Source organism: Actinoplanes sp. NPDC023714, from assembly GCF_040639855.1.
Lineage (GTDB): Bacteria > Actinomycetota > Actinomycetes > Mycobacteriales > Micromonosporaceae > Actinoplanes.
The window spans coordinates 24,862-36,566 of the sequence record NZ_JBFAAR010000013.1; the positions used below are offsets into that span (position 1 = coordinate 24,862).

At 71.0% G+C, this 11,705-nt stretch carries 11 protein-coding genes; 2 read left to right on the forward strand and 9 right to left on the reverse strand.

What is annotated here, in order from left to right; translation table 11 throughout:
• Window positions 1-6: 6 nt before the first annotated feature.
• The 3 genes from paaB to paaN are packed head-to-tail and all read right to left on the reverse strand — an operon-like array spanning window position 7 to window position 2,878.
• A complete protein-coding gene (gene paaB, locus AB0G10_RS38145) occupies window positions 7-291 on the reverse strand; it encodes a 1,2-phenylacetyl-CoA epoxidase subunit PaaB (RefSeq protein ID WP_360933558.1) in 285 nt (94 codons plus the stop codon).
• A complete protein-coding gene (paaA, locus tag AB0G10_RS38150; protein WP_360933561.1) occupies window positions 288-1,217 on the reverse strand; it encodes a 1,2-phenylacetyl-CoA epoxidase subunit PaaA in 930 nt (309 codons plus the stop codon). The genes paaB and paaA overlap by 4 nt, the downstream gene beginning before the upstream one ends.
• Complete coding sequence (paaN, locus tag AB0G10_RS38155) at window positions 1,214-2,878, reverse strand: phenylacetic acid degradation protein PaaN (RefSeq protein ID WP_360933564.1); 1,665 nt, start codon at window positions 2,876-2,878, stop codon at window positions 1,214-1,216. The genes paaA and paaN overlap by 4 nt, the downstream gene beginning before the upstream one ends.
• 53 nt (window positions 2,879-2,931) lie before the next feature.
• Between paaN and AB0G10_RS38160 the strand changes: the two genes are divergently transcribed.
• Together AB0G10_RS38160 and AB0G10_RS38165 are read left to right on the forward strand one after the other, a co-directional pair.
• A complete protein-coding gene (locus AB0G10_RS38160; protein ID WP_360933567.1) occupies window positions 2,932-3,522 on the forward strand; it encodes a TetR/AcrR family transcriptional regulator in 591 nt (196 codons plus the stop codon).
• Window positions 3,523-3,650: 128 nt separating this feature from the next.
• Entirely contained in the window at window positions 3,651-5,591 is a 1,941-nt protein-coding gene (locus AB0G10_RS38165) for a LysM peptidoglycan-binding domain-containing protein (RefSeq protein WP_360933570.1), read from the forward strand.
• Here the strand turns inward: AB0G10_RS38165 and AB0G10_RS38170 are convergent.
• Genes AB0G10_RS38170 through AB0G10_RS38195 form a run of 6 tightly spaced genes read right to left on the reverse strand, consistent with a single transcriptional unit; the run spans window position 5,557 to window position 11,704 of the window.
• Window positions 5,557-6,597, reverse strand: coding sequence for a Gfo/Idh/MocA family oxidoreductase (locus AB0G10_RS38170; RefSeq protein WP_360933573.1), 1,041 nt, complete (start codon window positions 6,595-6,597; stop codon window positions 5,557-5,559). The genes AB0G10_RS38165 and AB0G10_RS38170 overlap by 35 nt on opposite strands.
• Window positions 6,594-7,361: an ATP-binding cassette domain-containing protein gene (locus tag AB0G10_RS38175; RefSeq protein ID WP_360933576.1), complete on the reverse strand. Its 768-nt coding sequence runs from the start codon at window positions 7,359-7,361 to the stop codon at window positions 6,594-6,596. Before AB0G10_RS38175 ends, AB0G10_RS38170 begins: the two co-directional genes overlap by 4 nt.
• Window positions 7,362-7,366: 5 nt before the next feature.
• Window positions 7,367-8,359: an ABC transporter permease gene (locus AB0G10_RS38180; protein WP_360933579.1), complete on the reverse strand. Its 993-nt coding sequence runs from the start codon at window positions 8,357-8,359 to the stop codon at window positions 7,367-7,369.
• Window positions 8,356-9,321, reverse strand: coding sequence for a substrate-binding domain-containing protein (locus AB0G10_RS38185; protein WP_360933582.1), 966 nt, complete (start codon window positions 9,319-9,321; stop codon window positions 8,356-8,358). The genes AB0G10_RS38180 and AB0G10_RS38185 overlap by 4 nt, the downstream gene beginning before the upstream one ends.
• A complete protein-coding gene (locus AB0G10_RS38190; RefSeq protein ID WP_360934073.1) occupies window positions 9,318-10,208 on the reverse strand; it encodes a sugar phosphate isomerase/epimerase in 891 nt (296 codons plus the stop codon). The genes AB0G10_RS38185 and AB0G10_RS38190 overlap by 4 nt, the downstream gene beginning before the upstream one ends.
• A gap of 5 nt (window positions 10,209-10,213) precedes the next feature.
• Window positions 10,214-11,704 carry a CoA-acylating methylmalonate-semialdehyde dehydrogenase gene (locus tag AB0G10_RS38195; RefSeq protein ID WP_360933585.1) on the reverse strand — a complete coding sequence of 497 codons (1,491 nt, stop codon included), beginning with the start codon at window positions 11,702-11,704 and terminating at the stop codon, window positions 10,214-10,216.
• Window position 11,705: the final 1 nt, after the last annotated feature.

An 11,705-nucleotide genomic window follows, 5' to 3' on the forward strand; every position in this document is an offset into this window, starting at 1 on the left:
ACCACCTCAGATGTGCGGCACGGACGACGGGATCGAGTAGTGCGTCGGATGCCGGTAGACCTTGTCGGCGCTGGGTTCGAAGAACGCCTCCTTCTCCCCCGGATCCGACGCGGCGACCTGGTCCGACCGCACCACCCAGATACTGACGCCCTCGTTGCGCCGGGTGTAGAGATCGCGCGCGTGGTGCAGCGCCATCTCGTGGTCGGCGGCCCGCAACGACCCCACGTGCACGTGGTTGAGCCCGCGCTTGGCCCGGACGAACACCTCGAAGAGCGGCCACTCGTGGTTCACGATCCCACCCCCGCGTGCTTGGCCGCGTGCGCGGCGGCGGCCTCCCGGACCCAGGCGCCGTCCTCGTCGGCCTGCCGGCGCCGGGCGATCCGCTGCTCGTTCATGGCGCCGCCGCCGGAGATGACCCGCTTCAGCTCGTCGAAGTCGGGCTGCCCGAAGTCGTGGTGGCCGCGCGCCTCGTTCCACCGCAGCGCGGGATCGGGCAGGGTCACGCCGAGCGCGGCCGCCTGCGGCACGGTCATGTCGACGAACCGCTGCCGCAGCTCGTCGTTGGTGTGCCGCTTGATCTTCCAGGCCATCGACTGGGCCGTGTTCGGCGAGTCGGCGTCCGGCGGGCCGAACATCATGAGCGACGGCCACCACCAGCGGTCGACGGCGTCCTGCACCATGGCCCGCTGGTCCTCGGTGCCGCCCATCATGGTGAGCAGTAGTTCGTACCCTTGCCGCTGGTGGAACGACTCCTCCTTGCAGATCCGGATCATCGCGCGCGCGTAGGGCCCGTAGGAGCTGCGGCAGAGCGGCACCTGATTGCAGATGGCGGCGCCGTCGACGAGCCAGCCGATGACGCCGACGTCGGCGAAGGAGAGCGTCGGATAGTTGAAGATCGACGAGTACTTCTGCCGGCCCTCGATGAGCCGCCGGGTGAGATCCCCCCGGTCGGCGCCGAGCGTCTCGGCGGCCGAGTAGAGGTAGAGCCCGTGCCCGGCCTCGTCCTGCACCTTGGCGAGCAGGATCGCCTTGCGCCGCAGGGTGGGCGCCCTGGTGATCCACTCGCCCTCCGGCTGCATGCCGATGATCTCGGAGTGCGCGTGCTGGGCGATCTGCCGGATCATCGTCTTCCGGTAGCCGTCCGGCATCTCGTCGGCCGGCTCGACCCGCTGGTCACGGGCGATGGCCTCGTCGAACGAGGCGAAAGCGGTGGTCATGCGTGCCGCCGGGACTGGAGGGTGAAGAACCGGCCGGTCACGAACCAGTCGTCGGTCAGCGCCGCGGTGGCGGCCGGGTTCGCCCCGGTGCCGTGCAGGTCGCTGAACGCCGCCGTCTGGTTCACGAACACGCCGCCGGTCAGGTTCTCGGACAGGTGCACGCCGGCGTCGAGGGCCGCCTCCCGGGCCGCCTCGATCACGGCGGGCGAGGTGGAGTGCACGAGGGCGGAGAGCGCGCCGTGTCCCCGTACGGTCTCGGTGAAGATCTTCAGACTGTGGTCGGTCGACTCGGTGGTGATCAGGAAGGAGACCGGCCCGAACCACTCGCGGGTGTAGGTCTTCTCGTCGGCCGCGTCGAGCCGGGCCACCAGAGGTGTCCGGATCGTCGCCTCCGGGAACTGGGCGTCAGCGACGGTCGCGGACGGAGCGACGGCGGCCAGCGTGCCGGCTTCGGACAGCCGGGAGAGCACCCCGTCGTTGACGATGGCGCCGAGCGTGCCGGCCGCGCGGCCCGGGTCGCCGAGCAGCTTGCCGAGCGCCGCGGCCAGATCGGCGCCGAACTCGTCGACGCTGCGGTGCCCCGCGTCGGTCTCGATGCCGTCCCGGGGGATCAGGATGTTCTGCGGGGTCGTGCACATCTGGCCGCTGTAGAGCGAGAGCGAGAACGCCAGGTTGCGCAGCAGCCCGCGGTAGTCGGCCGTGGAGTCGAGGACGACCGTGTTGAGGCCGGCCTTCTCGGTGTAGACGACGGCCTGGCGCGCGTTCGCCTCGAGCCAGTCACCGAACTCGCTGGAGCCGGTGAAGTCGACGATCCGCACGTCCGGGTGGGTCGCCAGGGTCGCGGCGATGCCGTCGCCGGGCTCCTCGGCGGCGAGGGTGACGACGTTGGGGTCGAGGCCGGCCTCGGCGAGCACCTCCCGGCAGATCCGCACGGTGATCGCCAGCGGCAGGACCGCGCCCGGGTGCGGCTTCACGATCACCGGGTTGCCGGTGACCAGGCTCGCGAAGATGCCGGGGTAGCTGTTCCAGGTCGGGAACGTGGTACAGCCGATCACCACCGAGACGCCGCGGCCGACCACGGTGGCCGTCTTGTCGAGGGTCAGCGGGTCGCCGCCGCGCTGCGGCTTGGACCAGGACGCGCGGGACGGCAGCCGGGTGGTCGCGGCCAGGGCGAAGGCCACCGCCTCGAGGCCGCGGTCCTGCGCGTGCGCGCCGCCGGCCTGGAACGCCATGACGAACGCCTGGCCGGTGGTGTGCTGCACCGCGTGGGCCATCTCGAAGCTGGCCGCGTTGATCCGGCGCAGGATCTCGGCGGCCACCCCGGCGCGGCCCTCGGGGCCGATCGCCCGCCAGGCCGGCGTCGCGGCCCGGGCCGCCGCCACGAGCGCGAGCGGATCGGCACGCGGATAGCTGACCGCCAGCTCCAGCCCGTACGGCGACCGCTCGGTGGCGACCGAGCCGGTGGCGCCCGGGACGTCGATCGGGAACGGCTTGCCGAGCAGCGCGGTGAACGCGCGCTCGCCGGCCGGGGCGGCCTCCTCGCCGTAGACCGACTTGCTGGGCGACTCCGGGAAGGCGGACCAGTAGTCGCGCGCGACGGTCGCCTCGACCGCGCGCGCCAGAAGATCGCGATGGGTCTCGTACAGCTCAGCAGGATTCACCCCTCTATTTACCGTCCAATCGGTCAGTAAATCAAGCGGTAGGTTCGTCGACCATGACCCCGCGCCGCCGCGGACGCCCCGGCCACGACCAGGACGCCGTGCTCACCGCCGCGGTGCGCCTCTTCAACGACCGCGGCTACGACGCGACGAGCATGTCCGACGTGGCCGAGTCGCTCGGCATCGGCAAGTCGGCGCTCTACCACCACGTCAGCAGCAAGGAGCAGCTGCTCACCATGGCGGTGGACCGGGCGCTGGACGGCCTGTTCGAGGCCGCCGCCTCGGTGCCGGAGGACAGCGCCACCGCGCGGCTCGAGACCCTCATCCGGCGCAGCGTCCTGGTCCTCGCCGAGCGGCTCGAGTTCGTCACCCTGCTGTTGCGCGTGCACGGCAACACCGCGGCCGAGCAGCACGCCCTGGCCCGCCGCCGGCAGTTCGACCGGCTGGTGACCGACCTGGTGGCCCGGGCTCAGGGCGAGGGCGGCGTCCGCGCCGACGTGGACCCGGCCACCGCGGCCCGGCTGGTCTTCGGCATGGTCAACTCGCTGATCGAGTGGTACCGGCCGGACCGCGGCGACCCGGCCGCCATCGCCGCGACGATCTCCCAGCTGGCGTTCGACGGCCTGCGGCGGCACCCGGACGGCTGAATCCGCGCCATCTGAGAACAGAACCACTCCATTGTGTCATCTGCGCGTCTCAATCCGTGGCGGATGCTTCCTAAGGTGGCCCGGGTAGAGCCCCCCGTGCCGCCATCTCGCTGCGAAGGGAAGCCGCCATGGCGCGTCTCGCACACGGAAAACCTCTCACCGAAGACGAGGTCGACGCCGCCCGCGCCGACATCGCCGCGTTCAGCGCTCGTTCCGCAGCCACGTTCGCCCTCACCGGCCCGCCGCCGCCAGGACCGTTCGACCTGCTCTTCCCCGGCCTCCAGGACGACGAGGCCAACCTGGTCGAGCAGACCCCGAAGACCCCGGAGAAGCTGGCGGCGCTCGGCACCGCGATGGCCGACCCGGACACGCGCGGCGAGGACAGCCCGATCCCGGCCGTCTACACGTACTTCGGGCAGTTCGTCGACCACGACATCACCCTGGAGATCCAGAGGCCCGGCTCGGGCACGATGGCCGAGCTGCTCGACCCGAACATGACGCCGCTGCCGCTCGCCCAGGTCCGCACGGCGCTGCGCAACCAGCGGACCGCCACCCTCGACCTGGACAGCGTCTACGATCCTCCGGCTCCGCGCGACGAGGCGAACGCCGACCTCATGAAGGTCGGCAAGGTGGCCGACGCGCCGGGCGACCAGAAGCCGTTCCAGCGCCCGCCGGGCAAGGACGACTTCAACGACCTGCCCCGCGAGCCCCGCAACGCCGACTTCGACCACGACCGCGCCGCGCTGATCGGCGACCCGCGCAACGACGAGAACACCATCATCTCGCAGCTGCACGTGGCGTTCCTGAAAGCGCACAACGCCCTGGTCGAGCAGGGTCTGCCGTTCGAGGCCGCGCGCCGCACGCTGCGCCAGCACTACCAGCACATCGTGATCCACGACTTCCTCAAGCGGGTCGCGCAGCCCGAGGTCGTGGACGACATCGTGACGAACGGCAACCGCTGGTTCGACCCGTACGGCGCGAGCTTCTTCATGCCGCTGGAGTTCTCGGTGGCCGCGTACCGGTTCGGCCACTCGATGGTCCGCGGCGGCTACAACTTCAATCTCAACTTCAACTTCGCCGAGAATCGCGCGGCCACCCTCGAACTGCTCTTCACGTTCACCGCGCTCAGCGGCGAGCTGGGCAACTTCGACACGCTGCCGGACAACTGGATCGTCGAGTGGGAGAACCTGGTCGGCGACGACGCGCAGAAGGCCCGCAGGATCGACCCGACGCTCGCCAAGGTCGGCAACCTCGCGCTGTTCAACCTGCGCGACGTCCGCGGCCAGCGCGAGGTGCCCGACCTCGCGGCCCGGCTCGCGGTCCGCAACCTGCTCCGCGGATATCGTCTCCGGCTGCCCACCGGCCAGGCCGTCGCCCAGCTGCTCGGCGTGCCGGTGCTCACCAAGGACGACGTCATCGCGGCGGCCGGCGGCGGCACGAGCGACCAGGCGCAGGCGCTGACCGCCGGCGGCTTCGAATCCCGGACCCCGCTCTGGTACTACATCCTCGCCGAGGCGCAGCACTTCCACCAGGGCGCCCGGCTCGGACCGGTCGGCAGCACCATCGTGGCCGAGGTCCTGATCGGGCTGATCCGGCGCAGCGACGACTCCATCCTCAAGATCCCCGGATGGCGGCCCACGCTGCCGGCGCTCAAGCCGGGCACCTACGAGCTCGCCGACCTGCTGCGTCTCGCCGGCGTCCTCGGCGGACCGGCCGCGCCGCCGAAGCCCGCCACCTACACCGTCAAGTCCGGCGACACCCTCACCCGGATCGCCGAGCGCGAGCTGGGGGACGGGAAGCGGTGGACGCAGATCTACGTGCTCAACCGCAAGGACATCCGCGACCCGAACCGGATCTTCCCGGGCCAGGTCTTCGTCCTCCCGCCGAAGGAGCCGGTCGGGACCATCCCGCGGCTGCACGTCGTCAAGAAGGGCGACACGCTGTTCGGCATCGCCAAGGCCCAGCTCGGCGACGGCAACCGCTGGCCGGACATCTTCCGCCTGAACCGCGACATCCTGGACAACCCCGACCGGATCATTCCCGGTCAGGTCCTGGTGCTGCCCAGCTGACGCGATACAGCGCCGGTTGAGCCACGCTCGAGATCAAGACCCGTTCATGGGTACGGAGGGACAGCTGCGCCGCGGCCGCCACGGTGGCCGCGGCGTACCCGTCCCACGCGCTCGGCCCGTCCGGCGGTGACCCGGCCCGGACCCCGGCGACCCATTCCCGCAGCTCGGTGTCGTAGGCGGGGCCGAACCGCTCCCGCCAGTCCGCCGCGACCCGCGAGCCCACCCGGCCGGCGTGGCGAACCGTCACGCCCCCGCCCAAGGCCTCGCCCAGTGCCGCCGTCCCCTCCTCGCCGAGGATCTCGCCGCGGATGTCGTAGCCGTACCGGGCGTTCACCGAGATCTCCACGTCGACGAGCACGCCGCCGGCCAGCTCCAGGATCAGCAGCAGCGGATCGGGCAGCTCACCGGCGTTGCCGCTGGCCCGGCCCCGGAGCACCCGCACCGCGACCACCTCGGCGCCGAACATCCAGCGCACCATGTCGATCTCGTGCACCGCGGTGTCCGCGATCATGTCGGCGGCCCGGTAGAACGCGGGCACCCCCGCATTGCGGTGCGCGCAGTGCATCATCAGCGGCTCGCCGATCGCCCCGCCGTCGAGCTCGCGCTTGAGCGCCCGATATCCGAGGTCATATCTCCGCATATATCCGACCTGCACCAGCCGCCGCCCCGCCCCCACCTCCGCCTCGACGATCCGCAGGCACGCCTCGGGCGTGGTGGCCAGCGGCTTCTCGCAGAAGACCGATTTGCCCGCCCCGATCGCGGCAAGCACGTACTCCTCGTGCGTGCCACCCCACGAGCAGACCAGCACCGCCTCCACCCGCGGATCCTCGACGAGCCGCGACCCGGCGAGAACGTCCGCGCCCACCTCGCCGGCGACCGCGGCGGCGGCCCCGTCGTCCACGTCGGCCACCGCGACGACCTCCACCCCGGCCACCACACTCGTCAGCCGCCGGATGTGATCCCGCCCGATCATCCCGGTCCCGACGACCCCGACCCGCAGGCTCACGGCGCGCGGCCCAGCTCGTGGGCCAGCTGTTCCAGCTCGTCGCCACCGGCCATCTGGGTGGTGAGCTGGTCGAGGGTGACGTCGGCGCGGCGGGCGTCGAGGGCCACGGCGCCCAGCTTGAGGATGACGAAGTGGTCGCCGACCAGGAAGGCGTGGTGCGGGTTGTGGGTGATGAACACGACGCCGATGCCGGCGTCCCGGGCCGCCGCCACGTGTTTCAGGACGGCGCCGGACTGCTTCACGCCGAGGGCCGCCGTCGGCTCGTCGAGGATCAGCACGCGGGCGCCGAAGTGGATGGCCCGGGCGATCGCGACGCCCTGCCGCTGGCCGCCGGAGAGGGTGCCGATCGGCTGATCGATGTCGGCCAGCGCGATGCCCATGTCGCGCAGCGCCGCGTCCGCGACCCGCTTCATCTCCCTGATCCGCATCGGGGCGAGCGGGTAGCGGCCGGCGATCAGCTCGGAGCCGAGGAAGAAGTTGCGCCACACCGGCATGAGCGGCACCACGGCGAGCCCCTGGTAGACGGTGGCGATGCCGCGCGCGAGGGCTTCCCGGGGCGAGGAGAACGACGTCGCGGCGCCGTCCACCCGCAGCTCACCGGACGTGTGCGGGTGCAGGCCGGACATGATGCCGATGAGCGTGGACTTCCCGGCGCCGTTGTCGCCGAGCACGCAGGTCACCGAGCCGGACTCGACCGCGAGCGACACGTCGTGCAGGGCCCGGATCGGCCCGTAGCTCTTCCCGGCCCCGATCAACTCGATCACGACGGTCACCGCGACCCCCACTTCCGCGCGTAGTGGTTGACCAGGACGGCGAGCAGCAGCATCACGCCGAGGAAGGCCCGGAACCAGTTCGGGTCCCAGCCGGCGTAGACGATGCCGAGGCTGGTCATGCCGAAGATGAACGCGCCGATCGCCACCCCGATGGCGTTGCCGAAGCCGCCGGTGAGCAGGGTGCCGCCGACCACCGCCGCGATGATGTAGAGGAACTCGTTGCCGACGCCGTTGCCGGCCTGCAGCGTGTTGAACCGGTACAGGTTGTGCATCCCGGCGAACCAGCCGAGGAACGACACCGTGACGAACAGCGAGATCTTGGTGCGGACCACCGGGACGCCGACCGCCCGCGCGCTCTCCGCCGCCCCGCCGACCGCGTAGATCCAGTTGCCGGCCCGGGTGCGCTGCAGGATCCAGGCGGAGAGCGCGACGAAGACGAACCAGAAGAGCACGGTGGTCCACACCGTGACGTCACCGACGCCGAAGGACCCCGCGAAGACCGCCCGCAACGACGAGAAACCGTCGATGTCCGACACGTCGGTGGACGACACCGAGCCGGTCACCAGCTTCGTGACCCCGAGGTTCACGCCCTGCAGCACGAAGAACGTCCCCAGCGTGATCAGAAAGCTGGGAATCCCGGTCCGCATCACCAGCCATCCGTTGAGGAAGCCCACGGCGAGGCAGAACAGCAGGGACAGGAGCGCGCCGACCCACAGGTTGATCCCGAAGTACCAGCAGAACAGCGAGTTGACCAGGCCGGCCGACGTGACGATCACGCCGGCCGACAGGTCGAACTCGCCGCCGATCATCAGCATCCCGACGCCGACCGCGACGATCCCGATGGTCGACGACTGGTAGAGCACGGTGAACAGCGACCCCGCGGACCGGAACGCCGGCGCCACCGCCAGGAAGAACAGGAAGATGGCGACGGCGGCCACCAGCGCACCCACCTCGGGACGTGCCAGCAGCCGGACGGCCGGTCGGCTCACCGGGTGTTCTTCTCGGTGAACGGCAGGATCGTGTCGATGTTCGAGGAGTCGACGAAGGACGGCCCGGTCAGCACCGGCCCGCCGCCGCCGAGGTCGTTGCCGTTCTTCAGGTACAGATACAGCGAGGTGACGGCCATGTAGCCCTGCGCGTACGGCTGCTGGTCGATGGCGAACTCGACCTTGCCGTCCTTGATCGCCTGGGCCATCTCCCTGTTCAGGTCGAAGGTGACGAGCTTGGCCGGCGAGGACGCCTGATCCTTGGCCTGGATGGCGTCGAGGGCGACCGGCGCGCCGAGCGTCACGATGTAGTCGATGGACTTGTCCTGCGCGAGCTTCGCCTGCAGCGCCGTCGTGACGGCCGCGTCGTCGGCGCCGTTGACCTGGAGGTTCTCGGTCGCCGCGACCTTCGACTTCACGCCGGCGCAGCGGGCCTCGAGGGCGACCGAGCCCTGCTGGTGGATCACGCAGATCGGGTGCTTCGCGCCCGCGGTCGCGAGCCGCTCGCCGATGCTCTCGCCCGCGAGGGTCTCGTCGGAGCCGAAGTACATCAGCGCGCCCAGCTCCTTGTACTGCTCGATGCCGGCGTTCAGCCCGACCACCGGGATGCCGGCGCCGGTCGCGGCCTTGACCGAGCCGGCCAGCGCGTCCGGGGTGACCAGCGTCGTGGCGATGCCCTGCACCTTCGAGTCGACGGCCTGCTGGATCAGGGTGGCCTGCTTGCCGGCGTCCGGGTCGTTCGAGTACTTGAGGTCGACGCCGGTGTCGGTGGCGGCCTGCTCGGCGCCGGCCCGCACCTTGTCCCAGAAGGTGTCGCCGGGCGTCTCGTGGGTGACGAAGGCGATCGTGTATCCGGAGGGCTGCTTGGCGCTGCCGCCGGTGTCCTCGGGCTCCTCCCGGCCACCCTCACTGCAGCCGGCGGCGAGCACCAGGATCGCGGCGCCCGCGACCACAAGACGATTCATCCGAACTCCCCCAATGACGTCAGATAGGCGAAGGTGCGGCGGGCGATCGGCAGCGGGACGTCGAAGCCGACCGGGTACATGTCCTGCTCGACCACAACGTATAGATCTTTGTCCAACTCCGCGAGCGCTCGCAGCACCGGCGGGATCTCCGGCACGCCGGCCGGCGCCGTGACGCTCACCCCCATCGCCACGGCCTGGCCGAAGGCCAGGTCCTCCGCTCCGGCGCGGGCTGCGAGATTCGGGTCCATCTGCTTGAGATGTACGTAGCCCACGCGCTCGCCGTAGGACCGGATCAGGCCGAGCACGTCCGCACCCCGGTAGGCGAGGTGACCGACGTCGAGGCAGAGCGAGACGAACCGGGGGTCGGTCCCGTCCAGGAACCGCTCGACCTGCTGCTGGTTCTCCACCTGGTAGTCGGCGTGCGGGTGGAACAGCAGCCGCAGGCCGTACTCCTCGAACAGCATCCGGCCGAGCGTGTCGGCGTTGGCGCAGAGCGCGCGCCACTGCCCGTACGCCAGCTCGCGCGCCTCCAGATAGCCGCCGGTGGCGTCGTCGCGATAGCCGGGCACCGGTACGAAGATCACGTTCTCGGCGCCGAGCGCGGCGGTCAGATCGGCCACCCGGCGGGTCTCGGCGAGCACCTCCGGGAGGTCCCGGTGCGGTCCGCCCACCCCGCCGACCGTGCCGCCCGCGCAGGTCAGCCCGCGCGCGGCCAGCTCGTCGGAGAGCCGCGCCGGGTCGGCCGGCAGGTAGCCGTAGGGGCCGAGCTCGAGGTTGCGGTACCCGGCGAGCGCGAACTCGTCGAGGAACCGCTGCCAGGGGGTCTGCCGGGGGTCGTCGGCGTACCAGACGCCCCACGAGTCGGGGCAGCTGCCGAGGCGGAGCATCCCGCTCACCGGGCCGTCGGGAAGTGCAGGGACGCCTCGGCGGACGCGCGGGTGCCCGGCCACCGCTGGGTGACCACCTTGGCGCGGGTGTAGAACGCGACGCCCTCCGGGCCGTAGATCGAGCTCTGCCCGAACAGCGAGTCCTTCCACCCGCCGAACGAGTAGTACGCCATCGGGACCGGGATGGGCACGTTGATGCCGATCATGCCGACCCGCACACCCCGCTGGAACGTCCGCGCCGCCGCCCCGCTGGACGTGAAGACGGCGGTGCCGTTCCCGTACGGATTGCTGTTGATCAAAGAGATGGCCGCCTCCGCGTCGGCGGCCCGGACGACCGAGAGCACCGGCCCGAAGATCTCCTCGCGGTAGACGTCCATCCCGGTGGTGACCCGGTCCAGCACCGTGGGACCGACGAAGAAGCCTCCCTCGTACCCGGGCACCTGAAGATCGCGGCCATCGGCCGCGACCGACGCGCCCTGCCGCTCCCCCGCCGAGATCAGGCTCTTGATCCTCTCCTGCGCCGCCGCGGTGATCACCGGACCCATCTCGGAGGCCGGATCCCGCCCCGGGCCCACCCGGATCTTCGCGACCCTCTCCGCCACGAGATCGACGACCGCGGCCGCCGGGCCCACCGCGACCGCGGCCGAGACCGCCATGCAGCGCTCCCCCGCCGAGCCGAACGCCGACGCCACCAGGTGCTCCGCGGCGAAGTCGAGATCGGCGTCGGGCAGGATCACCGCGTGGTTCTTGGCGCCGCCGAGCGCCTGCACCCGCTTGCCGGCGAGCGACGCCTCGCGGTGGATGTGCCGGGCGATCGGCGTGGAGCCGACGAACGACACCGCCGCGACGCCGGGATGCCGGAGCAGGGCGTCGACCGCGACCCGGTCGCCGTGCACCACGTTGAAGACGCCGTCCGGCAGGCCGGCCCGCTGCCAGAGCCGGGCCACGAAGTTCGACGAGGAGGGGTCGCGCTCGCTCGGCTTCAGCACGAACGTGTTGCCGCAGGCGATCGCGATCGGGTGCATCCAGAGCGGCACCATGGCCGGGAAGTTGAACGGGGTGATCCCGGCGACCACGCCGAGCGGCTCGCGGAAGCTGAAGACGTCGACCCCGGCCGAGGCCTGGTCGGAGAATGATCCCTGGAGCAGTTGCGGGATGCCGCAGGCGTACTCGACCACTTCGAGGCCGCGCTGGACCTCGCCGGCCGCGTCGTCGAGCACCTTGCCGTGTTCCGCCGTGATGATCGCGGCGAGCTCGTCCTTGTGCGCGTTGATCAACTCACGGAAGCTGAAGAGGATCTTGGTGCGGGTACTGAGGGAGGACTGGCTCCATTCCGAAAATGCGGCTTCTGCGGCATTTATGGCGGCTTCGACGTCGGATTTTTCCCCTAATAACACCTCGTGCTGCACTTCACCCGTCGCCGGCTGGTAGACCAGGGCCCGCCGCGTCGCGTCGCCGCCCGTCGCACGGCCGCCTATCCAGTGCTCGATGATCACG

Coding starts and splice junctions, on each gene's coding strand:
- AB0G10_RS38160 (WP_360933567.1), top strand. CDS start 2,932: ATGACCCCGCGCCGCCGCGGACGCCCCGGCCACGACCAGGACGCCGTG.
- AB0G10_RS38185 (WP_360933582.1), bottom strand. CDS start 9,321: ATGAATCGTCTTGTGGTCGCGGGCGCCGCGATCCTGGTGCTCGCCGCC.
- paaA (WP_360933561.1), bottom strand. CDS start 1,217: ATGACCACCGCTTTCGCCTCGTTCGACGAGGCCATCGCCCGTGACCAG.
- AB0G10_RS38165 (WP_360933570.1), top strand. CDS start 3,651: ATGGCGCGTCTCGCACACGGAAAACCTCTCACCGAAGACGAGGTCGAC.
- AB0G10_RS38190 (WP_360934073.1), bottom strand. CDS start 10,208: ATGCTCCGCCTCGGCAGCTGCCCCGACTCGTGGGGCGTCTGGTACGCC.